Origin of the sequence: Streptomyces sp. NPDC006624 (genome assembly GCF_040611555.1) — a bacterium.
Lineage (GTDB): Bacteria > Actinomycetota > Actinomycetes > Streptomycetales > Streptomycetaceae > Streptomyces.
Genome location: NZ_JBEXOM010000002.1, coordinates 77,888 through 103,865, shown reverse-complemented (window position 1 = coordinate 103,865; position 25,978 = coordinate 77,888). Strand labels below are relative to the sequence as shown.

Genomic DNA, 25,978 nt, shown 5'->3' with positions numbered 1-25,978 from the left:
AGCGCGCGGTGGGTGTGCGCGGTTCGGCGCAACGAGGTCACCCGTCGGCGTCATCCGGCTTGCCGGGCGGCGTGGCGTCTGGCTTCGACCAGGGCCAGTTGAGACGGCGGCGCGGGACGCCCTCGGGGGCGTACGCGTACTTCCAGCGGTTGGTCAGGCCGACCTTGCCCGGTCCGCGGGGTACGCGGCGGTAGACCAGGACCGTGGGCGGGCCGCCGGCCGGGTCAGGGACGGGGATGCGGTACGTCTTGGGCGGGTGGCCGGTGATGCCGAGCAGGACGGGCAGGACCCGGCCGTCCATGGGGCCGCCCTCGAAGGGGGTGTCTTCGCTCTTCACGGGATCAGTCTCAGACATCCTCGGCGAGGGCCAGGACCACGGCGTCGGTCTGCGGGTCGCGCCGGGCGGTCACCGTGAGCATGGCGACGAACTGTTCGACGAGCCAGTCGCGCAGCTCTTCGGCGGGGGGCTGCTTGTCCTCGTCGAGCCAGATGAGCGACGACGCCTCCACGGCGGTGATCCACATGCGGATCGTCATGCGCAGGCAAGAGCCGGGGCCGGTGACGCCGAGGTGGCTGAGGATGTGCTCGGCGGCGACGCGGCGGACGCCGTCGACGATGGCGGTGGTACGGGAGGTCTCCACGACGCTGCCGCCCTGGAGGAGGGCGCTGAAGCCGGTGTCGTGCTCGTCGACGAAGCGGAGGTAGCGGTCGAGGGCGCGCGAGAGGCGGGACAGGAGGGGGCCCTCGCGGGGTTCGTCGAAGCAGTGCCGGAGCTCGTCGGCTGCGGAGCGGAGGGCGGCCTCGTAGAGCTGCTGCTTGCCGCCGGGGAAGTACCGGTAGACCAGGGGCCGCGACACCCCGGCCGCCTCCGCCACGTCGTCCAGGGACACGTCCTCCGGGGCGCGGTGCGCGAAGAGGTCCAGTGCCGCTGAGAGCAGCTGGCTGCGGCGTTCCTCGACGCTGAGTCGCCGGTAGGCGGGGGTGGGGGCGGCTGGTGTCATGCTCGGCAGCGTAATCGGGTGCTCGGGGGGCTGCGTAGCGGAGTGTGGGGGTGTGCGGGTGCTTGTGGCGCTTGTGCGGGTGGCTGTGGGTGCCTGTGGCGGCCTGTGGCGCTTCGGTGGGGGTGCGCGTCGCGCCTTTCGGCGGTTGTGGGGCGGTGCCGCGCCGGGGGGTGTCCGTCCTCGGATCGGCGCGATGGGGTTGCTTATCGGCTGACTGTTCTTTGACGCGCCGACCGCTGCGGGCGGACACCCCCCGGCACGTCCCCTTCCGTGCGTGCGCGGGTGCGGGAGCGGGTGGCATCGCGGGTCGGCCGTGTGACGCCGACGGCGCAGCGAACGTGTTCGCGGCCCGGGCCGTGAGGAGGCGCCCGGGGCGCACGGGCCGGTGGTGATCGCGAGGTCGTGATCGTGTCGTGGACGGCGGTGCCCCGCCCGGCCGCGACGGGTGGGGCACCGTGAGGTGCGGTCAGGCCAGCAGGCCCGAGGACTTCCACAGGCGGCGGCCCACGCCGCGCAGGACGCCGATGTCGTCGAGGAAGTCGGTGAGCCGCTTGGAGCCGGTCTGCATGACCTCCCGGCGGTGGCCGCTCGCGCGGACCTGGGCGAGGGCCTCCCGCTTGTCGAGGCCGACGTTCGTGTAGACCTCGGGGTTCACGAACGCCACCGAGAAGACCCGGGCGAACTCGCCGGAGGTGATGCGGGTGAACTCCTGGGACCACTTGGGGGCCGTCACCATCTGGCGGCGCAGTTCCTCACGGGCGTAGCGGACGTGGCGGGCCTCCTCCACCACGTGGATGCGGGTGACGCCGCGGATCAGGGTCTGGACCCGCTCGTCCGGGAACGTCAGGCGCTGCATCCAGTCCAGGACCTCCTCGCCGAGCAGGGTCGCCGTGAAGGAGCCCGGCGTGGTCGAGATGGTCTTGAACAGCCGGCCGAGGTGCTGGTGGGCGCGGCTGACCGGGTACCAGGGCGTGCCGCCGTGGGAGATCAGACGGGCGAACATCTTGGAGTGGCGGCACTCGTCCTCGATCTCGGTGAGCGCGTAGCGGACGTGCGCGCTCGTCGCCGCCTTGTCGTAGATGTGCCGCACCAGCAGCTGCATCAGGATGATCTCGAACCAGATCCCGAGCGAGGCCAGGGCCGCCGCCTCGTGCTGGGAGAGCAGGATCCGCTGCTCCTCGCCCATGCGCTTCCACAGCGGGGTGTCGTACAGCGACACCAGCTCCGGAGGCCAGAACCACTTGCCCTCCTCGAACGGGGCGTCCCAGTCCAGTTCCTTGTCCGGGTCGAAGGAATGCTTGGCGGAGGAGTCGAGCAGCCGTTGGGCCACCTGCTCCCGGTCCTTGAGCAGACCGAGGGCATCGCGCAGGCCGTCGAGCGCGTCGGCTTCCGTCAGGGTCGTCATGGCTGCCCACCTCGTTGTGCACACGTCACTGTCCCCCTTATGAGACTGCCTGTCAGCAAGCTCGTCAATCCCCCGTGCGCGACTTGTTGACCCGGTGTCTACCTCGTGTGAGCCTGCGAGGCATGCCGGTCTTCGACCTGTACGCCATGGAATCGGAAGAGCCCGCGTGGCAGGAGAAGGGCAAGCAGGGGGACGGCCGGAAGCGGATCGGCTGATGCGCGACCGGCTGCGCGGTGGAGGGGAGGGGACGGGTGAGCGCCCGTGCGGGAACCGGGGCCGTCAGGGACCGGGCGCCCGCTCGCGTGACTTCAGCACCGCCTCCATCACCGCCCGGGCGATCGGCGCCGCGTCCCCGCCGCCGCTGATGTCCCGGCGCTCCCCCTCGGCGTCCTCCACCACCACCGCCACCGCGACACGCGGGGTCAGGTCGCGGCCGCCCTGGGCCCAGGAGATGAACCAGGCGTACGGGGTGCCCGAGTTGGCGAGACCGTGCTGGGCGGTGCCGGTCTTGCCGCCGACCTTCGCGCCGCGGATCGCCGCCCGGCGGCCGGTGCCCTTCTCGACGACCTCCCGCATCAGCGCGCGCAGCCGTACCGCGGTCGAGGGGGACATCGCCTGGCGGAGCCCGCGTGAGCCGGCGGTCGCGAGGGTGCTGCCGCCCGGCCGGGTCGTGCGCTCCACCAGGTAGGGCTCGCGGACCTGGCCGCCGTTGGCCACGGCCGCCGCGACCATCGCCATCTGCAGCGGGGTGGCACGGGTGTTGTACTGGCCGATCGAGGACAGCGCGAGCTGCGCCGGGTCGGGGGTGGCGTCGAAGGTGGAGCGGGCCACCGGGAAGGGCACGCGCAGCTCCGCGCCGCCGAAGCCGAACGCGCGGGCCGTCTTCCCCATGTCCCGCGCGCCCACCTCCGCGCCCAGCTTGGCGAACACCGTGTTGCAGGACAGCGTGAAGGCCTCACGCAGGGAGGCGTCCTCGCAGCCGCGCGCCGCGTTCCTCAGCCGGGTCCGGGTGCCGGGCAGCGTGTACGGGTCGGGGGAGTCGGTCGGCGCCCCGAGGTCCCTGACCACCCCGGCGTCCAGCGCGGCGGCCGCCGTGACGACCTTGAAGGTGGAGCCCGGCGGATACGTCTGCAGCGCCGCCCGGTTGAGCAGCGGGCGGTCCTCGTCCGCGTGGAGCCGGGCCCAGGCCCGGGCCGCCGCCGGGCCGTTGCCCGACAGCGGCTGCGGGTCGTAGGACGGGGCCGAGACCAGGGCCAGGATCCGGCCGGTCGCCGGATCCAGCGCCGCGACCGCGCCCTTGAGGCCCTTGAGCCCTCGGTACGCGGCCCGCTGCGCCGCCGGGTCGAGGGTCGTGACGACGTCCCCGCCGGAGCCGCGCGCACGGGTGAACTCGTTCCACAGCGGGAACGGCGCGAGCATCGGGTCCGAGCCGGAGAGCACACCGTCCTCGGCGTTCTCCAGGAGCGTCGTCCCGTACAGCTGGGAGGCGAAGCCGGTGACCGGCGCGTACAGCGGGCCGTCGGTGTAGGTCCGTTCGTAGCGCAGGTGCTCGCGGGTGTCCTTCGAGCCGGTGACGGGCCGGCCGCCGACCAGGATGTCACCGCGCGGCTGCTCGTAACGGGCGATGTCCGGACGCCGGTTGGCGGGGTTGCGGTCGTACTGCGGGGCCTGGACGAGCTGGACCCGGGCGGCGTTCAGCAGCAGCGCCACCAGCAGCAGGGCGCAGAAGAAACCGGCGTGCCGGATGTGCCGGGTCACGGGGTGTCCTGCCCGTCGTACTGCCGCCGGGCCGAGTCGCTCACCCGGGCCAGCAGCGCCACGATCGACCAGTTGGTGACCACCGACGATCCGCCCTGCGCCAGGAACGGCATCGCCATGCCGGTCAGCGGGATCAGGCCGGTCACCCCGCCCGCGATGACGAACACCTGCAGCGCCACGAGCGAGGCGAGCCCCACCGCGAGCAGCCGGCCGAAGGGCTCGCGCAGCGCGAGACCCGCCCGGAAGCCGCGCTCCACCAGCAGGCCGTAGAGGAGGAAGATCGCGGACAGGCCCGCCAGCCCCAGCTCCTCGCCCGCGGTGGCCAGGATGAAGTCCGACTTGACCGCGAAGCCGATGAGGAAGGAGTGGCCGAGACCGAGACCCGTGCCGAGGACCCCGCCCTCCGCGAAGGCGAACAGCGACTGGGCGAGCTGGCCCGCTCCCTCGCCCGCCTCGATGGACGCGAACGGGTGCAGCCAGGTGTCGATCCTGCTGTGCACGTGCGGCTCCAGCCGGCCGACGGCGACCGCGCCCAGCGCCGCCAGCAGCAGCCCCACGGCGATCCAGCCGGTGCGGCCGGTGGCGACGTAGAGCAGCACGACGAACAGGCCGAAGAACAGCAGGGAGGTGCCGAGGTCGCGTTCCAGGATCAGCACGCCGACGCTCACCAGCCAGACGGCGACGATCGGGCCGAGGACCCGGCCGGTGGGCAGCTGGAGCTTCCAGATCCGGCGGCCCGTGCAGGCGAGGGCGTTGCGGTTCGCGGCCAGGTACGCGGCGAAGAACACCGCCAGCAGCACCTTCGCGAACTCGCCCGGCTGGATGGAGAACCCGGCGATCCGGATCCACAGCCGCGCGCCGTTCACCGCCGGGAACAGGATCGGCAGGGTGAGCAGCGCCAGCGCGGCGACGACACACACGTACGTGTAGCGCTGGAGCACGCGGTGGTCGCGCAGCAGCAGGACGACGAGGATGAACAGCGCGACGCCCAGCGTCGACCAGACCAGCTGGGCCGGTGCCGCCCGGTCGCCCGGGGTCTGCAGGTCGAGCCGGTAGATGAGCACCAGCCCGAGCCCGTTGAGCAGCACACCGATCGGCAGCAGCAACGGGTCGGCGTACGGGGCGCGCAGGCGTACCGCCAGATGGGCCAGCAGCGCCAGCACGCCGAGCCCGGCGCCGTAGCCGGCGGCGCCGGGCGGCACCGCGCCGTCCCGGGCCAGGCCCACGGCGCAGTAGCCGTACACCGACAGCGAGACGGCCAGGACGATGAGGGCGAGTTCGACGCCCCGGCGCCGGGGGAGGCGGCGGACGGCGGGCGCGGGCGGGTCCGCCGTCGCCACGGTGATTCCGGCCTTGCTCATGTCCGGAACCTACCCAAACAGTGTGTCTTGTGCTTCTTTGGGTGACCGAGTGTCAGCACCAGCGTGGCGCGGGGCCGATGTTGTCGATGAAGCGGGCTGCGCCCCAGGCCCAGGTGCCGTCCGTGAGGAGGTACCAGAGGGGGTTGCCCTTGACGGTCTCGCCACCCGTCTTGCAGAAGATCCTGACGATCTCGCCCTTGTGGGCGTACCGGATGACCTGCGAGCCCCGGTTCGGCGCGCTGCGCAGCGCCAGCCTGTCGGCCGTCACCACGCCCTTGTACAGGTGCCGGTCGTGGTGGTGGCCGTTGCCGCCGGACGGGTCGTGGTGATGGCCGTTGCCGCCGGTGGGGTCGTGGTGGCCGTTCCCGCCGGTGGGGTCGTAGTGGTGGTAGCCGTCGCCACCGCTCGCGTCCCAGTCGTCTTGCGCGGCGACGGCGGGCGTGACGGCGGCCGCGGCGGCGAGGCATCCGGCTGCGGCGGTTATGGCGAGGCGGGAGCGCAGGGGCATGGCGTTACCTCCATGAAGGGGCTGAGGGGTCGAAGCTGACTAATCGCCACATTAGGAGCGCCCCGCGGGCTCCGCCCCTCACACTGGGCCATAGGAGGAGGCGCCCCGGGGCGCTCACCCCACCGGCAGCTCCAGCGTCGCCACGGCACCGCCGCCGGGGGCGTTGCCGAACACCAGCCGCGCCCCCAGCACCTCCGCCTGGCCCCGCGCGATGGTCAGCCCCAGCCCGTGCCCCCGGCTCCCGCCCTCCGTACGGAACCGCTGCGGCCCGTGCGCGACCAGGTACCCGGGAAAGCCGTCCCCGTGATCCCGGACCGTGACCACGGGTCCGTCCACGGTCAGCACGACGGGGCCCCGCCCGTGCTGGTGCGCGTTCGCCACCAGGTTCCCCAGCACCCGCTCCAGCCGCCGCCGGTCCGTCTCCACCGAGGCGTCCCGTACGACCCTGACCTGCGTGCCGTTCCCGGCCGCCCGCACCACCCGCTCGGCGAGCGGCCCCAACTGCTCCGTGTCCAGCTCCAGCCGCTCGCGGCCGGTGTCCAGCCGGGAGATCTCCAGCAGGTCCTCGGTCAGCGTCCGCAGCGCCGCCACCCGGTCCCGCACCAGCTCCGTCGGCCGCCCCGGCGGCAGCAGTTCGGCCGCCGCGTGCAACCCGGTCAGCGGCGTCCGCAGCTCGTGCGCCACGTCCGCCGTGAACCGCTGCTCCGCCAGCAGCTTGCCCTGCAGCGACGCCGCCATGGAGTCCAGCGCGGCGGCGACCGCGGCCACCTCGTCCTGGGGGAGCGGCGGGCGCTTCGCCTCCGGCCGCGTCCGGGGGTCGTTCACGCGCGCGTCGAGATCGCCCGCGCTGATCCGCCGGGCCACCCGCGCGGTGGTGTGCAGCCGCCGCGTCACCCGGGTCACGGCGAACGCGCCGACCAGCAGCGTCGCCCCGATCGCCAGCCCCGACGACCACAGGATCGCCCGGTCCAGGCCGTCGATGGTGCGCGCCTGCTGCGAGTAGTCCACCGCCACCGCCAGGGCCCGGCCGCCGTCGACGGGGCCCGCGGCCCACATGGTGGGCCGCCCCTCCAGCTCGGCGACCATCGTGCCGCGCTCCCCGGCCACCGCCAGGTCCCGCAGCGACCGGGGCAGACCCGCGGGATCCACCCCGGCGCCCTGCCCGAGCGTGTCCCCGGCCTCGTACCGCTCCGTCGCCTGCGCCAGCCGCTGCAACGCCAGGCCGCGGGCCTCGTCGACGGTCTGGTCCGTGACCTGTGCGTGCACCAGGACACCGAGCAGGGCCGCCAGGGCGCAGCACATCACCGTGATGAAGACGGCGGCCTTCACGGCGAGCGTCCCGGACCACCGGGGGAGCGCGGGTGTCATCCGGTGCCCGCCGAGCCGGTGACGGAGGGACCTGCCGAGGGGGACCCGGAGGGGCGGAGGGAGTGCGAGGCGGAGGACGAGGGCGAGGTCGAGGGGGCGGGGGCGGGGGCGGGGTGCCGGGAGTGCGTGCGCGGGCCGGTGCGCAGCATCTCGTCGTGGGTGAGGAGCATCGCCCGCTGGTCCGGGTCCCAGGTCCACTGCAGGCGGTACTCGTAGCCCGCGACCTCCGAGGGCGAGCGGATGACGAGGGACCGCCCGGCCAGCTCCACTCCGCTCAGCGCGTCCTCCCACGCCATCACCTGCACGAGCCGGTGGCCGTCGACGGTGTAGACGCGCACGGCGGTGGTCTTGCCGGGCAGCAGCCGGAACCCCAGCGCCAGGTCGTCGCGCCCGTCGCCGGTCAGGTCACGGTAGTACGGCGTGAGGACCGGGCATCGTCCGTGTCCCGGGCCGTCGGCGCAGTCGGCCATGCGGCGGCCGGTCTCGCGGTAGGGCGCGTCGCCGCCGGTGTAGTCGCCCGGGTCGGCGGCGATCTGGGCCCGGACGATCCCGACCGGGTCGACCCGGCGGATGTCGTCGCCGGCGGGCACCTCGACCCCCTTGACCACCTCGGTGTTCACCTCGCCGATCTCGAACGCCGGACTGGACGCCGGCGTCAGCTCCGGCCAGAGCCGGGCCGGCCCGACCGCCGTCGGCGTCGCCCCCGCGCCCTCCAGCCCTCCGGCGTCACCGCAGCCGACGGCGGCGGCCAGCAGCAGCGCGACGACGGCCGTACGGCGGACGGCGGCGGCACGGGCGGCGGTGCGAGGCGTGACGCTACGGGCGGCGGTGCGAGGCGTTGCGGCACGGGCGGCGGTGCGAGGCGTGGCGCTACGGGCGGCGGTGCGAGGCGTTGCGGCACGGGCGGCGGCGGTACGAGGTGCGGCGGCAGCGGGACGGCGGGCGGGTTCAGCGGGATGGCGGGGAGGCGTGGCGGCACGAGGCGCGGCAGCGGCGGGACGGCGGGCGGGCTCGGCGGGACGGCGCGTGCGGGGGCCGGGGCGGCTGCGGGGCACTGCACTCCTGCGGTTCGTCGGATGATCACACGGCTCGGACGCGACCGCCGGCCGGGTACACCTTATTCGCGGGGAAGTCCCATTTGCGCGGGAGGGCGGCCGTGCGCCGCCCTACTCGGTCAGTTCCTCCAGCAGCCGGGCCGTCGTCAGCCCGGCCCGCAGGTACTCGACGAACAGGTCGTTGTGCAGCGCCCAGGGCGAGCGGCGCCCCCGGATCAGATGGATCGCCGCGTCGGCGGAGCTGCCCCGGCGCATCAGCGCGTGCGCGACGACGAGGCCCGAGCGGTTGTAGCCGTGGTAGCAGCGCACCAGGACCCGGCGGCCCTCGTCCAGCGCCTCGCACGCGGCCTCGGCCAGCCGGATCACCCCGGCGAGCTGCGTCCCGTCCAGCGGCCCGTCCGGGATGGGCCAGACGTGGTGCGGGACGCCCGGTTCGGGGCCGTGCCCCGGCAGCCGCAGCAGCGTCTGCACCAGGTCGAACTCGTCCCGTACGACGGCGAACTCCACCCGGCCCGACGACCCCGTGAACTCGTGCCCGCCCATCCACAGACCGGGCACGACCTCGCTCCACGGGCTCTGCGGAGCCGGCACGTCGGCTTTTCCGCGCGTACGCAACGGCGCCTCCCCTGCATCACCGCCCGAGGGCCCGCCCTCGCGCTCCGACCAGGCACGCTGCCCTGTCCCGGCCTGATCGCCGGGCAGGTCAACTCCTTCCCAAGGTAACCGGGTTCTTGCCCCTGCAGCACCCCGCCTGTTCCCATGGTCAGGGGTGATGCCGCATGGACGGACTGCGCGTCGTACCGGCCCGGAGGCACGGTCAGGACCGGCTCTACGTCTGCCTCCCGGACGGCAGGAACATCGCCTGGTACGACCGTGAGGCGGCCCGGGTGAACCTCCTCGGCGAGGACCACGAGGCCGAGGTCATGACGGCCCTCGGCCCCTTCATCACCGGCCCCGTGGAGGTGGGACCGCCCCCGGTGCCGACGCCCGCCGAGCTCGCCCGGATGACCCTCCACCCCGACGACGACCTCGCCCCCAACCGCCCCGGCGAGGCCCTGCTCGTCGCCCTCGACCGCGACCCCGGCCCGCCCCGCAGACTGCGCCCCGACCCGCGCCGCCGGGCCCTGGCGGCCGAGCAGACGATCGGGGACGCCCTGGACCGCCTCGACGGCGCGGGCTGGCACGTGGTGCACTCCGTGCCGCTCCCGGGCGGCGACCGCGTCCACCACCTGCTGATCGGCCCCGGCGGCCTCTACGCCGTCCACGCCCTGTACGCCCGCAAGCACCGGGTGACCGTCTCCGACCCGCTCGTCGCCCTGGGCCGCCACGAGCCCCGCCCGCTGCTGCGCCGGGTCCGTTCCGACGCCGCCCGCGCCTCCCACGCGCTGACGGCCGAGGTCCGCCCGGTCCTCGCCCTGCTGGCCCCGTCGGGCGTCTCGATCCCGGCTCCTCCGCGTGGCGTCCGCATCCTCACCGACTCGGAACTGCACGCCCTGTCCCACCAGGGCGGCGTCCTGAAACCGGCGGACGTGGAGGCGCTGCACGCGATGGCGAGGGACCGGAGCACATGGGAACGGGTGTGAGGGCACGGCCGTCCGGCTACGGCAGCGTTCCCGCCCGCTCCCGGTCCAGCAGCGGTGCCAGCAGGTCGCCGTAGTCCCGCACGCGCGGAGCGATGTCACGGGCGTGGAAGTCCAGGCGGCCCGGAGCGCGGCACTCCTCGATCTCCTCCCAGGTCACCGGCGCCGAGACGGTCGGCTCCGCGCGGGCGCGCAGGGTGTACGGCGCCGCCGTGGTCTTGCGGGCGGCGTTCTGGCTCCAGTCGACGAACACCTTCCCGGGCCGCAGGCTGCGCGTCATCCGGTGCAGGGCCAGCCGGGGCATGTCCTTCTCGGCCTCGACCGCGAGCCGCCTGGCGTACTCGGACACCCGCTCGGACGACGCCCCGCGCACCGCTGCCAGCAGATGCAGCCCCTTGGAGCCGGAGGTCTTGGCGCAGGCCTCGATCCCGTCCGCGGCGAGCCGCTCGCGCAGCCACAGCGCCACCTCGCAGCACTGCACGATGCCCGCCGGCGCCCCCGGATCGAGGTCGAAGACGATCCGGTCGGCCTCGTCGGGGGAGTCCACGAGCCACTGGTGGGTGTGGAACTCGGTGACCAGGTTCGCCGACCACATCAGGCTCGGCAGGTCCTGCACCAGCACCATCCGCGAGGGTCCCTCGACCCGCGGCACCTCGGCGGTGGCGACCCACTCGGGCGTACCCGGCGGCACGTTCTTGGTGAAGAACAGCTGCCCGTCCGGCCCGTCCGGATACCGCAGGAAGGACACCGCCCGGTCCCGCAGATGCGGCAGCAGGACCTCGGCGACGGTCGCGTAGTAGTGCAGTACCTCGCCCTTGGTGAAGCCGTCGGCGGGATACAGCACCTTCTCCAGATTGCTGAGGGCGAGCCGTCGCCCCTCCACCTCCGTGATGGGCGCCATACGATAAGAATCCCACGCAAACCATGACGAAACGCTCCCGAGCGTGACCGGAAGGGTGCTGCACGTGAGATCCATCTGGAACGGCGCCATCTCGTTCGGCCTGGTCAGCATTCCGATCAAGCTGGTGAACGCCACCGAGAGCCACTCGATCTCCTTCCGCCAGATCCACACCGAGGACGGCGGCCGCATCCGCTACCGCAAGTTCTGCGAACTGGAGGACCGCGAGGTCACCCAGGGGGAGATCGGCAAGGGCTACGAGGACGCGGACGGGACGATCATCCCGATCACCGAGGAGGACCTGTCCAGCCTGCCCATCCCCACGGCCAGGACGATCGAGATCGTCGCCTTCGTACCGGCCGACCGGATCGACCCGCTCCAGATGGACGCCGCGTACTACCTCCAGGCCGGCGGCGCGCCCGCCGCCAAGCCGTACACCCTGCTGCGGGAGGCCCTCAAGCGCAGCAACAAGGTCGCGATCGCCAAGTACGCCCTGCGCGGCCGGGAGCGGCTGGGCATGCTCCGGGTGGTCGGCGACGCCATCGCCATGCACGGCCTGCTGTGGCCGGACGAGGTCCGCGCCCCCGAGGGCGTCGCCCCCGACACCGGCGTCACGGTCCGCGACAAGGAGCTGGACCTGGCGGACGCCCTGATGGACACGCTCGGCGAGGTCGACCTGGAGGACCTGCACGACGAGTACCGCGAGGCCGTCGAGGAGGTCATCGCCGCGAAGGCCGCCGGCGAGTCCCTGCCCCAGGCCCCGGAACCGGCGGCCGGCGGCAAGGTCCTGGACCTGATGGCGGCCCTGGAGAGCAGCGTCCGCGCGGCACGCGAGTCCCGCGGCGAGGAGGCCGGGGACCACGCCGAGGTCAAGTCGCTGCCCCAGCGCAAGACGACGTCCCGCGCCGCCCCCAAGCAGACCGGCGGCAAGAAGTCGACGTCCACGGCGAAGAAGACGGCCGCCAAGAAGACGACCGCCTCGTCGAAGAAGTCGACGGCCAAGTCCGCCCAGGGCGCCAAGTCCACCCAGAGCACCAAGTCCGCCCAGGGCGCCAAGAAGACGGCGGCGAAGAAGACACCCGCGAAGAAATCGGCGTCCCGCAAGCGCTCGGCCTGACCCCCCCCGCACACCGCCTCCCCGGAGCCCTGCGGGCGGGGCGGGGCGGTGGACTGGACGGCCCTCGCCCGGGTACCCAGCCGGCGCCGGGGGGGGAGAGAGAGCGGAGGGGCACGATGCCACAGCCCACGCACGACCGCCGCGCCCGCGCCCAGGACGACGCGCTCGACCTCCACTTCATCGGGAACGCGACCGTCCTGCTGTCGTACGGCCCGCTCACCCTGCTCACCGACCCGAACTTCCTGCACCGCGGGCAGTACGCCTACCTCGGGTACGGGCTGGTGAGCCGCCGCCTCACCGAGCCCGCGCTCGACGTGGGCGACCTCCCCCGCCTCGACGGGATCGTCCTGTCCCATCTGCACGGCGACCACTGGGACCGCCGGGCTCGCCGGCACCTGGACCGCACGGTGCCGATCCTGACGACACCGCACGCGGCCCGCCGCCTGAAGGTCGCGCACGGCTTCCACCACACCGCGGGACTGCGCACCTGGCGGTCGCTCACCCTGCAGCGCGACGGGAGGCAGGTCACGGTCACGGCCCTGCCCGGCCGCCACGCCGGCCACCCGGTGCTGCGCGGGCTCCTGCCCCCGGTGATGGGCAGCATGCTGGAGTTCGGCCCGGCGGGTGGCCTGCCCAGACTGCGGCTGTACGTCTCGGGCGACACGCTCGTCCACGACGCCCTCGACGAGATCACCGACCGCTTCCCGGCCGCCGACCTGGCCTTCCTGCACCTCGGCGGCACCACGCTCCCCGGCGGCTTCGTGGTCACCATGGACGGCGCCCAGGGCGCGGAACTGGCCCGCCGCCTGAACCCCCGCCTGATCCTGCCGATCCACTACGGCGACTACACGGTGATGCGCTCACCGCTCTCCGCGTTCCTGGCGGAGGCCGACCGCATCGGCCTGGCGGACCGCGTCGTCCACTGCGGCCACGGCGAGCGCGCCCGGGTGCCGTGCGAGCCGGGAGCGGCCCCGAAGGTCTACTGACCTCGGCTGCTGGGGCTGCCGGGGCGCCGGGGCTTACGGTGCTGCCAGGAGCGGGGGGCCACCGGGGCGACCGGGGACGGCCGAGGGCGGCCGAGGGCGGTCCCAGGGCGTCGGCACCCGACGCGACGGCACCCGACGGCACCGACGGTCGGTCCCTTCCCCGCTGTGTCCGCCCCGGGGCAGCGCGCCCCTCAGGCCACCCGGCGCTCCTCCTGCTCGGGCTCCTCCTCGTCCGGCAGGTGGACGTCGTCGACGGCGATGTTGACCTCCACGACCTCCAGACCGGTCATCCGCTCGATCGCGTTCACGACGTTGGTCCGCACATCCGCCGCGGTGTCGACGATGGCAGCGCCGTACTCGATGACCACGTCCAGATCGACAGCGGCCTGACGCTCGCCGACCTCCACCTTCACGCCCTGCGTGACACCGGTGCCGGTGCCGGTGCCGGGCACGCGCTGGCGCACGGCCCCGAAGGCCCTGGTCATCCCGCCGCCGAGGTTGTGCACCTCGGGAATCTCCCGGGCCGCCATACCCGCGATCTTCGCCACGACCGTGTCCGCGATCGCGGTGTTGCCCCGGGTTTCCGGCGAATCCTTGCGGCCGCCCTGCGAGGGGCCGCCGTCCTGCTGGCCGGTCCGGTTCGGGGTGGTCCTGCGCTGAGTGGTCTCCGTCATGACCGTCACCTCGATGGTGGGTGAGGGGGTGAGCAGCGTCGTTCCCCTCCACCGTAGAACAATGGTGCGTTTGGGGCATAAGTGGCGAGGACGCATCCTCACTTGTGCTTGCGCAACTCCCGCTGGATCTCCTCCTCGGTCACCTCGTGGCGGAAGAACAGGCCCCAGGCGGACAGGATCAGGAACACACCCCACACCCCCATGACCCAGCCCGGCCAGAAGTAACCGAGACCCGTGATCGCCCAGACGACGACGAGGAACCCGTTGATCACGAGATAGCTGATCAGATCGCTGCGGAACTTCCGCTTCCTCTGCACCCGGGCCCTGGCCCGGTCGTACTCCGGTGACGTACTGACATGGCTCATGCCGTCACCTCCCGGCCGACGTACTCTCTCCCACCATCGTGACGCCGCTCACCGCGAGCAGCGCCAGGGGTCCTTCGTTCCACGAGGCCGGGCCATTGGTCCCGTCCCGGCCTGCGGGGACTGGTGGTCACGGGTGGGGCTGGGCGAGGGTCTGCCGCCACGGACGATGAGCCCACACCGCCTTCCACCTGATCACGGAAGACCCCGCACAGGAGGCCGATCAACTCCTCGGCGAAACCGGAGTCGCGGGCACGCTCAACGGCGGAAATCACCGGCCCGACATCGAGCCCGGCCGGCTTGAGCCCGGTGAAGGGAGAGCCCTCTCCGGCGCGGTGCACACGGACGACCGTCTCGAAGAACCAGCGGTCGGCCAGCTCCCGAGCGTACGACCCCAACCTACGAACCTTGAAGGTCCATTGAAAAGCCTCCCGTACGTCCGCCTCCTCTCCCCCGGGAACGAAGGGCAGGACCTGGCCGAGGAAGACCGGGCACAGGGCTGGACCGATGATCTCCGAGAGATGTGCAGGCGGAGATCTCGCTCAATCGCTCGACGCTGCGTCGCCATAGGACGGACATGGTCCGGCACCCGCGTCCACGCTTCGGCGGCTGGATGGAACACGAAGGCGTGAGGCCCGGCCGACTCCGGAACCTGGTGGACGACGTACAGCGGTCGCTCGTCAAGGCTCGGACGGCGGCCGGCGGAGGAGTTGTTCCGGCGCGGTAGCGCCCTCCGGGCGGGCGGCAGCTGAAAGGCCGGGCAACTCTTCTGACGGTCGTTGCCATGGCCAATCGTGCTCGTTGACGAGGCTGACCGCGTCGTCGGTGACGCGGAAGCCAGCGAGCCGAACGGACCTCTCATGAAGGACGTGTACGTGCGTATCGGTGAGTACCGGTACGCGTACCACACCGACCTCGACTGCCCAGCCCTGAACAGCAAACCGGACACGTTCAGGGGGCGAACCGAGATCTCCAGGGAACGCGCGGAGCAGCAAGGGCTCAAGCCATGCCGACAGTGCAGGAGTTAACGGCAAACGAACGCCATCCCTGTGCGAAGCAACCGCTCCCGACGGCATCCACCTGCGCACACGACGAGACCCCGCACTCAGCGAAGGCGCTGATGGCGGGGTCTCCAGACACTTCCTGCGAAGTGCCCCCGGCAGGATTCGAACCTGCGCACACGGCTCCGGAGGGGGCTTGACTACCAGGCATCGTCGCAGGCCACGGTCCTATAGACGACCGGTTGACGAGTACGGGTCCAGATATAGTCCACAGCTCGTAGCATGCCTATGAGCATTGCTCGGGTCAGAGCGGCGGCATTGCCGTGCGAATCGTCGAGGCTGCGGGGGGCTCCGTTAGGTCATCGGAACACCGGGCGGGTGCGCGGAGCAGCACCTGCAGACCTGCATAGATCTTCGGGGCCCATAGCCTTCCGCACGTATGACTGGCAGGGGTACTTGCGCGGTAATCGAGCCGGCTGCTCGGTTGCCACGTCCGACTGGCTAGCATCATCAGCGTCTCAGACGCGAAGGTGTGGACCGCAAGCGGCTACAAGCCAGAGACCGACATCTGCAACGCCTATGTCTCCGGAGAGGGCCCGCCTGCCGGATGTCGTCAGTTTGACGATGTAGGCGTCCAAGCGGAGTTGCCGATGAGAGGCTGGCCCCATGCACGCCTTCATCTCTCACAACCACCGCGACAAGCCTGACGTGAAGCCGCTTGCTGCCCGCCTGCGACTGCTCGGCGTCGACGTCTGGCTCGACTCCTGGGAGATTCGCCCTGGGGACTCAATTCCGGGCAAGGTCAACGAGGCACTGAGTCTGGTGGACACCGTGATGGTCTTCTGGTCGGCCAACTCCTCAACGTCTGCTTGGGTGAACACAGAGTGGGAGGTGGCCCTCAGCCGGCGCCTGCGGGACAACTCTGTCCGGGTCATCCCGATCATCCTTGACGACACCCCCCTCCCGCCGCTTCTCGAGACGATCATGTGGGTCTCCCTTGCCGACGGCGATGTCGATCGAGCTGCTCGGGAACTCACGGGCATCGAGTCCCAGGCGCAACTCCTGAAGCTGATGCAGCAGACAGTCGAAGATTCCGGGCTCGAGTACCGGTACTTCGAAGGGTTCGGTGTCGTGATCGGTTGTCCCCGCTGCGGGGCGCCGAGTTCGAAGCTGGACGGCTGGAGCGCGCTTGATCACCGCAGGGACGACATGTACGCAGGAGTCCGTTGCAGCGATTGCGGGTGGGAAGAGGCCGGCGAGATCTGACGACATGACGGCACGCGAACAAGGGCTCTGTGGAGGTAAGATCACTTCTTCACCCTGTCTGTCAGGCGCTCCGAAGAGCGCGCTTGGGTTGCAGGGAATCAGGGGGGAACACTGGGAGCATGGAATCCCTGGTGCCCTCGTCTCCTGCCGTCACGAAGCGCATGAGCCGACAGCCTCGCCGTGACACACCTCAGGAGCTGGCGGTTCGACAAATCCTTCATCGGGCAGGGTTGCGCTACCGTATCCACGTCCCCGTGCCGGGCATGCCTCGGCGAAGCATTGATATCGCCTTCACTAAATACAAGGTCGCTGTCTTCCTCGACGGATGTTTCTGGCACAAATGTCCCAACCATACGACCAGCCCAAAAGCAAACGCGGCTTGGTGGCGAGCGAAGCTGGACCGTAACGTCATGAGAGATCGGGAGACCACCGAGCATCTGAGCGCATTGGGTTGGGTTGTATTGCGCTTCTGGGAACATGAGGTACCGACCGCAGTCGCTGAGCGGGTTCACGATGTAGTGATGACCCGTAGGCAGGCGGATGCAGGGTGATTCCCGCGGCTGACTGGAGAGCTTTCGGAACTTCGAGTTGGTGAAGTGCACTCCGGACCTGACTGCGGCGGGTTGGAGGCCGGCGCAGTCAGGTACCTGGTCAGAGTGCCGGGTCCGTGCTCAGTAGGCATGCTCGTCCATCAATGGTGCGCTGAGCGACCTCTGCCATCTAGGCCAGCCGGACGAGGCAGTCGCTTAAGACACGGCGTCAAGCACGTTGCCGTTCGTGGACTGGCACGGCGAGCGCTTCTTCGAAACATGGCGGGGCCTGGTCAGCTCCCGTCATAGGCGACCTGCACTCGTACAGTGCCCTTGGCCGTGTGAAGGAAGGCATCGCCCTGTCCGGCCAGAGCTTCGGCTCCTGTCTCATCCAAGATGATACGACTGTCCGTCGCTGTCTTGACCCGTAGCGCGAGTTGGGCGGGAAAGTTGGAGCGGATAGTCGTCGAGATGACATCTGCGCTCGGGCGCTGTGTGGCGGCGATAACGTGGATGCCCGCAGCGCGGGCCTTCTGCGTCAGGCGCTTGAGTAGCGCTTCGATTCGCTTCTTCTCCTCTGGATCGCTGGTGAGGTCGGCGTACTCGTCCAGGACAATGACGATCCAGGGCTTTCGGTCTGCTTTGTCGACCTTAGCGTTGTACTCGACGAGTTTGCGAGTGCGGATCGCCTTCATGTCCTTGTAGCGCACGTCCATCTCTGCGACGGTTTCCTCAAGAATTTCGATGGCGTCGGCGGCGTCCATGCCGATCACGCCGTTGAGGTGAGGGTCGTCCTCGAAGTCGACGAGCTCGGTGCCCTTCGGGTCGACGAGGCGAAGTCGCAGGCTGCTCTTGTCGTACCGAATCAGGCCTTTGAGGATCGTTTCCAGGGCGACGGATTTGCCCGACCCGGTAGTACCCGCCACCAGCAAATGTGGTGAGTCCGCGGAGGACAGGTCGACTGTGACCGGGTTGCCTTCAATGTCGGCGCCCAGGGGAGCTATGAGGCTCTCGGGGTCGGCCGGGCACTGCTGCCATAGCGCCTTGGCGTCGACCCCGTACTTCTCGTCGTCGATCTTGGGGATCTCGAAGAGCACGGAGCCGCGGTCGCTGCGGGTGCGGATACTGAACCCGGAGGGCAGTGCCAGGGCCAGGAAGATCTCGTCACGCCGGTTGGTCAGCTTGTCAACGGTGACGCCAGGATGGGGGATGAACCGGAAGATGTAAAAGCCCGGTCCTTCCTGCCACGCGCCGATGTCCGGGGCGGTGACCGCGACCTTATGGCGGTTGAAGACCTCTACGACCTTGTTGTATCGAAGCCTCAACTCCTCCTCGCCGAGGCCACCGCGGTGAGCATTCAGCGTGACTGGGTGTGCCTTTTCTGCGACGTGGAGACCATCTACCCGGCTCGGTATGGCCGCCGGAGCAGCTCCTTCGACGGCCTCGACAGATTCCGCTGATTCGTCCGAGGCAGGCACTTCGGCAGAGACGTCTGCTGAGGGGGAATTAGCGACAGCATTTTGCGACTTCTCTGTCCTGCTGAGGCCACCTGAAAAAACTATAGGGTCAGCGTTGGTGGGGTCCTGATTGGCACGCAGAGCGCCGATAAGGTTCAGCAACTCGTGCTTATGCAGCCTCACCAGGGTGTGCTTTCCGAGTTTCCCAACCACGGGAGCCGGCTGGTCGTCCTCGGCTGAAATGGCCACGGCAACGCCGGAAACTTGACCGAGCTGAACATGCTCGGAGCGCAGGGCGTCAAGGACCTTCGCTTCGACCTGACGATGATCGCTGTCGCCGATGATGGTGCGAGCTGGAAGTTCGGCGGCCTGCAGGGCGTTTCCACTGGTCTGAAGGATCGCGGCGGCAAGCTCGTCCAGCCAGAAGGGACGGTCGTGGCGAGCCTCGCCGCCCGAGCGGAAAGCGTCCTCGCAAAGGTCGGTGGTGCGGTTGAGCTGCTCTTCGGCCGAGCCAACGTCGAACATGCGGCGGAACTTCGATTCGGCGACCAGGACATCCAGGAGAACCGTGCCGTTGTCCTGGATGGTCAGTACGAAGCGCCCGAGATCGGCACGGGTTTTGTGTCCGCGACCGAACCAGCGGTGGTGCTCGTCGAAGCTGATCCAGGTGACCAGACTCGTGCCCGACCGAGGGACGGGAAACTGCTGATCGATGACAAAACGTGTGGCGACCAGGCCGACGACTTCATTGACCGTGGTGCCGATACCGAGGGAGCGCAACACAGCCCCAGGAGCCACGTTGCGGCCGACCTCGTAAATCCTCTTGGCGGTGCCTTCGGAGTCCTGCGGAGTAACGACGCCGATCTGCTCCAGGCGGCGTTGCAGTCGCTGGACGACGAACTGCTGGCCGGTCTGCGAGCTAACAATGAGTGTGTATGACTCGTTCTTGCCGACACTCGGCTTGACGAGAATGACATCAGGGCGGTTGCGCAGGGCATCGATCTGCTCACGGCCGATGAAGCTGTCAAGGGTCACGACCCAGTGGGCCACGCGGTGCAGTTCGGCGAACAAGTCCTGATGCTGGTCGAACTGCACCTGCATCTCGAAGTAGTCGATGCCGTCGACGCTCTCGCCGGAGACTGGGGAATGGCGGTGGTAGCGCACGCACAGGGTGGACCAGGACTCAAGAGTCTCGTCTGCGGTCTCGGGGAGAAGCGCTCTTACGACGTTCTGGCTGGTCTGAGCCAGATTGTGTGAGGCCGGGTGCTTCCAGGGGTTGTAGGCACCCGACAAAGATGCCTTCTTGGTGCTCTCCTTGACACTCGTCTGGGTACCAAACAGTGCCGGAGCCAGGGCGATGTCTACGGTGTCTTCCAGCCCTGACAGGTCCGCTTTCTGGTCGGGCTCCCATGCCTGCAGAATGAGTTGAACATCGGGCAGGAAGCTGTCCTCGGACATCTCCGTGCTGGAGAATTGCAGGTCAAAACCCTGGATGATCTCGTGATGGGTGGCCTGAGGAGCCAGGACGACCAGGTCTACCTTCAAACGGGGATTCTTGGCCCGTACCTGCTTGGCCACACGCATGGGCAGGATAGGGTCGCCGTTGCGGTCCAAGAGCAGTACGCGAAGGCCGTCAAGCTTGTGAGGGTAGGTCGTCAGATAGTCGGTGATGACGCGGACCATCTCGTCGATTGCGGTCTCGTCGACGCTGGAGAGCCAGTCCTTGGACTCATTGCCGCCGTGGCGTACCGGGGCGTACTCCTCGTGCCCGGCCGATTCCCGCATCGGAATGGCGATCGTGCCGCCCGGCCCAACGAGGACCGCTGGTGTTCCGTGAGGAGAGATGCGGTCGATGGCGTCGAAGAAGAGATCCTCGTTCTCCTGGTTGAGACTCAGACCTCCCTCTTTGTTCAAGGCCGTCTTAATGCTGGCGGCGGTCTCTGCATAGTTTTTGGCCAGCCATCGCAGCTTCAGCGGGTGGGTGGCCAGCATCATCATGCGGTGATTGGCTAGACCGACGACATCAGTCAGGACGACGGCCTCAAGGTCTGCATCCGGAGCGTTGTTGGGAATAAGAGTGGTTCGAGCTTCACGGAGGATAGCTTCCCACTCGCTTACGTAATCATTAATGCTGCCGGCGTCGAGCCCTTCGGAGAACTGCTTGAAGTGCTTCCGCTTGAGGCACTCCAGCTGGCCGGCGAAGTGAGGTTCGGGGACAGGCGCAGGCTCGTCGACCTGCCACTGCCGGGGGTCGTTAAACTTTTCGAGGAAGGTGTCGAAGGTTAGATTGCTGGCATGGCCAGGGGGGTTTCGCCAGCTGTCGATGAGGGCTGCCAGTGCTATTTGCCCAGGAATGCCCACGGGGTCCCAACGAAAACGTCGCTGGGCGGCGCCGTCCATCTCTACCAGGATGCGTAGAGGGGCCCACTCGGTGTTCAGGTCGAACGGCTCTTGGGTTTCTTGGGCCTCCGGCAGGTCCGGCTTCCTCACGTCCAGCAGGCACTCGTTCACCTCCAAAGTCAGGCGAAGCCCGGTGGTGGAGTCCTGGATTTCACGCAGCGTGCGTGCGTAGAGGAAAGCGAACAACCAGCGGCTCCATCGTCCGGCTTCCTGATTGCCTTCAAGTCCGACGACGACGGGACCTTCCTCTTCGTCGGAGAAATAGGTCAGCTCACGCAGCAGGGCACGCAGTGGGTCCTGGACGAATTGAGAGTCCGGGAAAGCAAGCTTTTCCACTTTGCGGCGCGAACGCTTGTTCAACAGGTCGGCCAGGGGTTCAGTGCCACCGACGGGAGTCTCGTCAAGGAAGCGCTGTGCGGATTCTTGGTCGCCGCGGTCAAGGGCGTCTTCGATCATCATGGCGTCGAAGTCGTCGACCCGGTCTGGGGCCTTCCTCTCGATCTCTTGCCGGACCTGCTGCCCCAGGCCGATCTTCTTGGACTTCTGCTCGAAGACCTCAAGCCAGAGGGTCAGGTCCTGCCCAGAGCGCAGTTGACGACGATCCTGCAAGACAGGCCCGCTATGGTTGAGGTTGAGATTGAGTACGAGGTCGCGCATGCGGGTTTTGACAGTCTCTGAGTCCGCTCCAACGTGAGCAAGAGATTCCTCGCTGAACTCAGTCGCGGTGATGCGGTCTATCAGGTCTTCCGCGATGATTTCCTTTCCGGTGGGTTGCTTAAAGACACTGACGCAGACGTTCTTCTTGATCCGGGCAGGCAGCGCGGCGGGCTTGACGAATAGGCCTCGGTCTGGGAAGAGGCCCAGGGCGGGCAGCGCTGCAGAAATCTCGGTACAGACGACGTCACGCGTGTGGACCCGACTTGCTGCGACCCTCTGAGCTGTCTCGACCAGGAAGGCTGCCCAGCGATGCAAGGACCGGGGATCTTCATCGGTCACGGCACGCCAGATCTCCCGCAGGGAGTCAGCCATGAGGGCCGGAACGGTGCCGCTGCCACCCGCGTCCCGCCATACCTCTGCCATGAACCTGTCGAAGCCGAGCTCGCCGGAGGTGTCATGGTGGTCTCCCAGGATTGCGGCATCGTCAAGGGCGTTCATGGCCGCTAGGCCTTGGGCGTCGGGAGACTGCCCCCACTCGAACAGCAATACTGCCGTGCCCTGGACGGAATTTCGCCACTTGGTCAGCTGGTCCCCCCGATTCAGCAGGAACTCAACAGGTACCCCATCAATCTGCTTCGCGGTGCCGACCTTGACGACAACCTGAAGTGCCGGCGACTCCGACAGCCTCTGGGCCGTGCGACGGAGCGCCTCGGCCACGGTCGCCTGATCGAACCCGCTGACGCGCAGGCCGACACGGGCCTCGCTGGCCTCAGTGACCTTGCGCAGGGCTTCATCTGCGACGAACCGGCCGAGCGCTCGGATGCTGTTGTCGGTCACCGGGGCTCCCCTCTAACCATGCTGGTTGCGTCTGAATACTGAGTGAGCAGACCGATAGCTGCCAGCTTCTCGCGGAACGCCTTGCCGTTGTGGGCAAGCACCGACGAGTCGACCTCGTGGGCCAAAGGGCTCCTAGCCGCGACCTTGTTCTCCGTCACTAGGCCGTAGTCCTTGTACAACAGTGCGCAGAACTGGTCGAACTCCATCTCTGTGCCCTGCGGGACAGTGGCGGACACTAGCGCCTCAAGCATCGGGGGCTTCATAGTGAAGTGTCGGCGTCCGCCCGTCGCGTTCAGGGCCCCCACAGCGGCGAGGGTCTCGCTGAAAAACGCTCGAGGTGATGCGACCGCATTGCCAGTCTTTTCGGTGAATCGCTCGTAGCGTCCCTTCTTGTCCTCGTCGCCTTCGGCGTCGCCGATCATTTCTCGGGCTTGGACGTTGATCGCGTTGGCGATGTCGTTGCGGAAGCTGGTGAGAGTCTTTTGTGACTCGCTGCGCAGCGGGGTCGCCTCGTTACCGAAGTCCAACAGGATTGACTCGCCGTCGGTGAAACCCAGCTTCCTGCGTGCAAGGTGAAGCTGGTGGCGGGCCAAGCAATAGGGGACCCAGTGCATGAGGCTCTCGGTGCGTTTGGCTCTGGGTGTCGTAGTACGGGCGACGATGTTACGAGCCCCATTCCTCAACAGGCCAGGCCACGGGCTGAGCTCCTCGTACAAATCGATTTCTTTTTCTGAATCGTCTTCATACGGCTCTTCGTCGAAGTCGAAGTCGTGGGCACTAAGAGCCTTGGCGAGGTTACCCAGCGGCGTGCCGCTGTCTCGAACGAGGTCACCGAGGCCTTGTCGGGTAGCCGCCTTGCGGTCAGGGTCAGGGTCGCTGCGTAGAACCTTGTAGGCCCAGCTCCCACCACCACGGAAAAGATAGCGCTCGATGCTCGGAGCCTTAACTTTGCCCTTTAGCTTGTTGGCCTGCTCCTTTTTCTTGGAGGAGGAGCTGCGTTGATGGACTCGCCGATCGACCGCGTCGTAGTGAATGAGTTCACCGACGAATGGATAGATGTGCGCCCCGAACCAGCTGGGCTGACTGCGACGGCCCGGAATCTCTACCAAGAGGGAAGAGAACAGGGCATGGAGCGTCTCCAACGTCTCGGGTGAATCCAGCTCGACCGCTTTACTAAGTTCATCCGCGCCTTCAGCGATGGCAGCATTGGTTGCGATCCGCCGAGCCAGGTCGTGTGAGGTCCTCTTGTAGGCGACCGTGTCTGCGTCATCCAGGAGTTCTGCGTAGTTCTCTGGGTCTTCCTGATGTGCCAGGTAGACGCCGCGGGCGATCGCAAGCATCTCAAGTGGTACATAAAAGCCGCGGCCCTGCTGTTCGAGATTCACCCCGAAGAGACGACGGACGACCTCTGCCTTGGAACGATCAGCCATTACGCCCGCACCGACCTGATCTTGTCGCCCACGTCGATCATGAGCTTTCTCATGACGTTGCCTACCAGTACCTGGATCTCGTCGTCCCTGTTCAACAAGTCAGCCAGCTCCGCCAGGGCCCCGCTCAGTCCGCGGATCTCGGCCTCGTGCTGGACCTCGCTGCGCAGACCTGCGGCCCACCGTGTCAACAACTCGAAGCGCAGAAGATCGACTTCGACGGAAACGGCGCTTTGGCCAGGGGCGACGGCCGGGATACGGATGAAGATGGAACGGTTGAGCCACTCGACGGCATTCCGCATCCCTGGGATGTCGACCGTACGGTCTTCTTTCTGCCACTGGGTGACCTGGTCGACCACCTCGACGCCCTTGCTGGACACCCGTCGGGAGATCACGGCTGCCCGGGCGCGCTGGGCAAAGAAGGCCGGGTCAAGCACAAGGAAGTCAGGATTGCTCCCAGCTCGGTGGATACCCTGGACGGCTTCCAAGCCCTTGAGGAAGCGGTCGCGCACCGCGGTGTCTGCCGGGTCCCCATTCTCCTTCTGGACACTGACAAAGTCGTCCCCGGCCTGCAAGCCCATGCGGGCGAACCGATCGCTGTCGTCAATGTTGTTGAAGAAGTCAGCACGACGCAGGAACGTGTACAGGCCCCGCAACTGTTCGGCCTGCTTCTGCGCGTCCCGGGTCGTACGGGCCGTCTGCAAGTAGCTTCTGGGATCCCTTGGAGGGAATCGGCCGGCTGTGTCCGGGTCGAGACGGTCGTCAACCTGGCGACGAGACACCTTGCCCGGGTCCAGCTTGCGCAGCGCAAGGAAGGCAGGAACGCGATTACGTTGTTGCTGGGTCAACCGGTCACCGAAGAGCGCCTGATGGTACAGGTGGGGAGCCTGCCACAACTTGTTCGAGTGCGACCATTGGTACTTGGCATGGACGTCCTCACAGGCCAGCCCTCCGGTGAGCATGTAACTCGTCACGGACAGCGCCTGGCGGGTCGTGACTACGGCTCCGGTGCGCTCGGCTGCGGCAAACAGGTCACGGATCGCGGCTCGGCGCTGAGGCCCGTGGGTGGCGTCGTGCAGTTCATTGCGATTGGCCAGAATTGGGCAGATCTCACGTGCATCACAGATGTCACAGGGTTTCCAGCGCGACCATCGCGGGGTCGTCCACTGCTTCAGGACCCAAGTGACGAGCCCGCCGTTGCGGCTGTCGGTCGCCACGGACTGGTAGTTGAGGTTGATGACAGTGACCGTGCCAGCAGGGTCGCTGACCTGCCCACGAGCAATGCCATCCGTGAGGGTCTTCACCAGAATGTTGGCGCGCCCGGTTCCGCTGCTGTCGCGGTTATCGTCTTCGGCGACGCACTGACGTAGCTGGCCCTCGTTTGCACAGATGATCGCGACGCCCTGGTCAGGTGGGTCGAGCAGCTGCACGAGCTTGTGGGCGCCCGCCTGCACGCTTAGCTCGCTGAGGTCCCTGAGGATGTACAGCGGGCGCCCGCTGCGGGTTTGGGCGAGGGGGCGGCTGGCGTCCCCGGCCTCGAGCAGCTCGTTGAAAACCGTTCTCCGGACATCCGAGGGGATCGGATTCTCACCAACCATCAGTTCGGCCAGAAGGTTAGCGCACAGGCTTGTTTTGCCGTGCCCGGCGTCCCCGGTGAGGACGATGGTCTTAGTGGTCGGTTGCTCAATGACCCCTAGCAGGTAGTCCAGCGTCACGACGCGGTAAGGCGACTGCGTGCGGTCCGTCTGATCCGCCCGCTCGTAGATCATCTCCGAGGCGTCGACATCGAACGGCTGGTATCGGCGTATCCGTTGGACATGTGCGTTGACCTCTAGCGGCATGCTGTTGTCCTTCGTCGACCGAGCCGGGAGCGCTGTCAAAGTCTAGCTCGCACATCTCTGACGGTAGGTCAAAGTGCACGTCAGAGCGCTTGAGTGGGCGTCTAGACGCCAGAGTGTGACTCTGGCTAGGATCTCGGGAATCCGTGACGACCGCTCTTGTCGCTGAGGCATGACGCTTCCTGCGATCGCCCGGGGGTGCGCGGGACGCAAGCCTTGACGGCGACTCGGTGGTAGCAGCAACGCAACTGACTCCCGGTGAGGCGCCCGTTGAGGGTTCCCCTACTGTCGGACGGTGTTTACGAAGAACGGTCGCGATCAGCAGCTTCAGGTGGTACGCAGGTGCAGGCCAGCCGCTCGCTTCCATCGTTGATCGAGTACTATGCGCTCGTTCCGCCAGTTCGACAGGCAAGCGCAGATGGGGGTCACACGTGGGTGAGAGGCACCCCTTGCGGGCCAAGCGGCGACCGAAGTTTGAGGAGGGCGTCGGCT

General features: G+C 68.4%; 21 protein-coding genes. 5 read left to right on the top strand and 16 right to left on the bottom strand.

Annotated elements, in window-relative coordinates; translation table 11 throughout:
- Window positions 1-37: 37 nt before the first annotated feature.
- The 9 genes from ABZY20_RS04100 to ABZY20_RS04060 all read right to left on the bottom strand — a co-directional run bounded on the left by ABZY20_RS04100 (window position 38) and on the right by ABZY20_RS04060 (window position 9,071).
- Window positions 38-337, bottom strand: a complete 300-nt coding sequence (locus ABZY20_RS04100; protein WP_356436229.1) for a hypothetical protein — start codon at window positions 335-337, stop codon at window positions 38-40.
- A gap of 10 nt (window positions 338-347) precedes the next feature.
- Entirely contained in the window at window positions 348-1,001 is a 654-nt protein-coding gene (locus tag ABZY20_RS04095) for a TetR/AcrR family transcriptional regulator (RefSeq protein ID WP_356436226.1), read from the bottom strand.
- Window positions 1,002-1,467: 466 nt separating this feature from the next.
- The gene (locus ABZY20_RS04090) at window positions 1,468-2,406 is read right to left on the bottom strand and encodes a diiron oxygenase (RefSeq protein WP_356436223.1); all 939 of its coding nucleotides are present in this window, start codon (window positions 2,404-2,406) and stop codon (window positions 1,468-1,470) included.
- Window positions 2,407-2,685: 279 nt separating this feature from the next.
- Window positions 2,686-4,164, bottom strand: a complete 1,479-nt coding sequence (locus ABZY20_RS04085; protein ID WP_356436221.1) for a penicillin-binding transpeptidase domain-containing protein — start codon at window positions 4,162-4,164, stop codon at window positions 2,686-2,688.
- Window positions 4,161-5,525, bottom strand: coding sequence for an FtsW/RodA/SpoVE family cell cycle protein (locus tag ABZY20_RS04080; RefSeq protein WP_356436218.1), 1,365 nt, complete (start codon window positions 5,523-5,525; stop codon window positions 4,161-4,163). Before ABZY20_RS04080 ends, ABZY20_RS04085 begins: the two co-directional genes overlap by 4 nt.
- A gap of 52 nt (window positions 5,526-5,577) precedes the next feature.
- The gene (locus ABZY20_RS04075; RefSeq protein ID WP_356436217.1) at window positions 5,578-6,033 is read right to left on the bottom strand and encodes an SH3 domain-containing protein; all 456 of its coding nucleotides are present in this window, start codon (window positions 6,031-6,033) and stop codon (window positions 5,578-5,580) included.
- 114 nt (window positions 6,034-6,147) lie between these two features.
- Window positions 6,148-7,401: an ATP-binding protein gene (locus tag ABZY20_RS04070; protein ID WP_356436215.1), complete on the bottom strand. Its 1,254-nt coding sequence runs from the start codon at window positions 7,399-7,401 to the stop codon at window positions 6,148-6,150.
- Window positions 7,398-8,159 (bottom strand): hypothetical protein, encoded by a 762-nt coding sequence (locus ABZY20_RS04065; RefSeq protein WP_356437380.1) that lies wholly within the window; start codon window positions 8,157-8,159, stop codon window positions 7,398-7,400. Before ABZY20_RS04065 ends, ABZY20_RS04070 begins: the two co-directional genes overlap by 4 nt.
- A gap of 408 nt (window positions 8,160-8,567) precedes the next feature.
- Window positions 8,568-9,071: a dual specificity protein phosphatase family protein gene (locus tag ABZY20_RS04060; RefSeq protein WP_356436212.1), complete on the bottom strand. Its 504-nt coding sequence runs from the start codon at window positions 9,069-9,071 to the stop codon at window positions 8,568-8,570.
- A 164-nt stretch (window positions 9,072-9,235) separates the two neighbouring features.
- Between ABZY20_RS04060 and ABZY20_RS04055 the strand changes: the two genes are divergently transcribed.
- Complete coding sequence (locus tag ABZY20_RS04055) at window positions 9,236-10,039, top strand: nuclease-related domain-containing protein (RefSeq protein ID WP_356436210.1); 804 nt, start codon at window positions 9,236-9,238, stop codon at window positions 10,037-10,039.
- Between the two features lie 16 nt (window positions 10,040-10,055).
- Here ABZY20_RS04055 and ligD read toward each other — a convergent pair whose 3' ends face one another.
- Window positions 10,056-10,937 carry a non-homologous end-joining DNA ligase gene (ligD, locus tag ABZY20_RS04050; RefSeq protein ID WP_356436208.1) on the bottom strand — a complete coding sequence of 294 codons (882 nt, stop codon included), beginning with the start codon at window positions 10,935-10,937 and terminating at the stop codon, window positions 10,056-10,058.
- Window positions 10,938-10,992: 55 nt separating this feature from the next.
- Between ligD and ABZY20_RS04045 the strand changes: the two genes are divergently transcribed.
- On the top strand, window positions 10,993-12,051 hold the full coding sequence (locus ABZY20_RS04045) for a Ku protein (protein ID WP_356437378.1): 1,059 nt from the start codon (window positions 10,993-10,995) through the stop codon (window positions 12,049-12,051).
- A 116-nt stretch (window positions 12,052-12,167) separates the two neighbouring features.
- Window positions 12,168-13,037, top strand: coding sequence for an MBL fold metallo-hydrolase (locus ABZY20_RS04040; RefSeq protein WP_356436207.1), 870 nt, complete (start codon window positions 12,168-12,170; stop codon window positions 13,035-13,037).
- Between the two features lie 191 nt (window positions 13,038-13,228).
- Here ABZY20_RS04040 and ABZY20_RS04035 read toward each other — a convergent pair whose 3' ends face one another.
- The 3 genes from ABZY20_RS04035 to ABZY20_RS04025 form a co-directional block, all read right to left on the bottom strand.
- Window positions 13,229-13,711, bottom strand: coding sequence for an Asp23/Gls24 family envelope stress response protein (locus ABZY20_RS04035; protein WP_356436205.1), 483 nt, complete (start codon window positions 13,709-13,711; stop codon window positions 13,229-13,231).
- 98 nt (window positions 13,712-13,809) lie between these two features.
- Complete coding sequence (locus tag ABZY20_RS04030) at window positions 13,810-14,076, bottom strand: 2TM domain-containing protein (RefSeq protein WP_356436203.1); 267 nt, start codon at window positions 14,074-14,076, stop codon at window positions 13,810-13,812.
- A complete protein-coding gene (locus ABZY20_RS04025; RefSeq protein ID WP_356437376.1) occupies window positions 14,073-14,543 on the bottom strand; it encodes a DUF6448 family protein in 471 nt (156 codons plus the stop codon). Before ABZY20_RS04025 ends, ABZY20_RS04030 begins: the two co-directional genes overlap by 4 nt.
- Before the next feature lie 1,197 nt (window positions 14,544-15,740).
- Between ABZY20_RS04025 and ABZY20_RS04020 the strand changes: the two genes are divergently transcribed.
- A complete protein-coding gene (locus ABZY20_RS04020) occupies window positions 15,741-16,340 on the top strand; it encodes a toll/interleukin-1 receptor domain-containing protein (protein WP_356436201.1) in 600 nt (199 codons plus the stop codon).
- A gap of 119 nt (window positions 16,341-16,459) precedes the next feature.
- A complete protein-coding gene (locus ABZY20_RS04015; RefSeq protein ID WP_356436198.1) occupies window positions 16,460-16,891 on the top strand; it encodes a very short patch repair endonuclease in 432 nt (143 codons plus the stop codon).
- A 272-nt stretch (window positions 16,892-17,163) separates the two neighbouring features.
- Here the strand turns inward: ABZY20_RS04015 and ABZY20_RS04010 are convergent, their stop codons facing one another.
- Genes ABZY20_RS04010 through ABZY20_RS04000 form a run of 3 tightly spaced genes read right to left on the bottom strand, consistent with a single transcriptional unit; the run spans window position 17,164 to window position 25,489 of the window.
- Window positions 17,164-22,221: an FtsK/SpoIIIE domain-containing protein gene (locus ABZY20_RS04010; RefSeq protein WP_356436196.1), complete on the bottom strand. Its 5,058-nt coding sequence runs from the start codon at window positions 22,219-22,221 to the stop codon at window positions 17,164-17,166.
- Complete coding sequence (locus ABZY20_RS04005) at window positions 22,218-23,651, bottom strand: hypothetical protein (RefSeq protein WP_356436193.1); 1,434 nt, start codon at window positions 23,649-23,651, stop codon at window positions 22,218-22,220. The genes ABZY20_RS04010 and ABZY20_RS04005 overlap by 4 nt, the downstream gene beginning before the upstream one ends.
- Window positions 23,651-25,489 carry a hypothetical protein gene (locus ABZY20_RS04000; RefSeq protein WP_356436190.1) on the bottom strand — a complete coding sequence of 613 codons (1,839 nt, stop codon included), beginning with the start codon at window positions 25,487-25,489 and terminating at the stop codon, window positions 23,651-23,653. The genes ABZY20_RS04005 and ABZY20_RS04000 overlap by 1 nt, the downstream gene beginning before the upstream one ends.
- Window positions 25,490-25,978: the final 489 nt, after the last annotated feature.

What these genes read in the sequence shown, in the direction of transcription:
- ABZY20_RS04095 (WP_356436226.1), bottom strand. Translation starts at nt 1,001, where the DNA reads ATGACACCAGCCGCCCCCACCCCCGCCTACCGGCGACTCAGCGTCGAG.
- ABZY20_RS04090 (WP_356436223.1), bottom strand. Translation starts at nt 2,406, where the DNA reads ATGACGACCCTGACGGAAGCCGACGCGCTCGACGGCCTGCGCGATGCC.
- ABZY20_RS04080 (WP_356436218.1), bottom strand. Translation starts at nt 5,525, where the DNA reads ATGAGCAAGGCCGGAATCACCGTGGCGACGGCGGACCCGCCCGCGCCC.
- ABZY20_RS04075 (WP_356436217.1), bottom strand. Translation starts at nt 6,033, where the DNA reads ATGCCCCTGCGCTCCCGCCTCGCCATAACCGCCGCAGCCGGATGCCTC.
- ABZY20_RS04070 (WP_356436215.1), bottom strand. Translation starts at nt 7,401, where the DNA reads ATGACACCCGCGCTCCCCCGGTGGTCCGGGACGCTCGCCGTGAAGGCC.
- ABZY20_RS04055 (WP_356436210.1), top strand. Translation starts at nt 9,236, where the DNA reads ATGGACGGACTGCGCGTCGTACCGGCCCGGAGGCACGGTCAGGACCGG.
- ligD (WP_356436208.1), bottom strand. Translation starts at nt 10,937, where the DNA reads ATGGCGCCCATCACGGAGGTGGAGGGGCGACGGCTCGCCCTCAGCAAT.
- ABZY20_RS04040 (WP_356436207.1), top strand. Translation starts at nt 12,168, where the DNA reads ATGCCACAGCCCACGCACGACCGCCGCGCCCGCGCCCAGGACGACGCG.
- ABZY20_RS04035 (WP_356436205.1), bottom strand. Translation starts at nt 13,711, where the DNA reads ATGACGGAGACCACTCAGCGCAGGACCACCCCGAACCGGACCGGCCAG.
- ABZY20_RS04030 (WP_356436203.1), bottom strand. Translation starts at nt 14,076, where the DNA reads ATGAGCCATGTCAGTACGTCACCGGAGTACGACCGGGCCAGGGCCCGG.
- ABZY20_RS04020 (WP_356436201.1), top strand. Translation starts at nt 15,741, where the DNA reads ATGCACGCCTTCATCTCTCACAACCACCGCGACAAGCCTGACGTGAAG.
- ABZY20_RS04015 (WP_356436198.1), top strand. Translation starts at nt 16,460, where the DNA reads ATGGAATCCCTGGTGCCCTCGTCTCCTGCCGTCACGAAGCGCATGAGC.
- ABZY20_RS04005 (WP_356436193.1), bottom strand. Translation starts at nt 23,651, where the DNA reads ATGGCTGATCGTTCCAAGGCAGAGGTCGTCCGTCGTCTCTTCGGGGTG.
- ABZY20_RS04000 (WP_356436190.1), bottom strand. Translation starts at nt 25,489, where the DNA reads ATGCCGCTAGAGGTCAACGCACATGTCCAACGGATACGCCGATACCAG.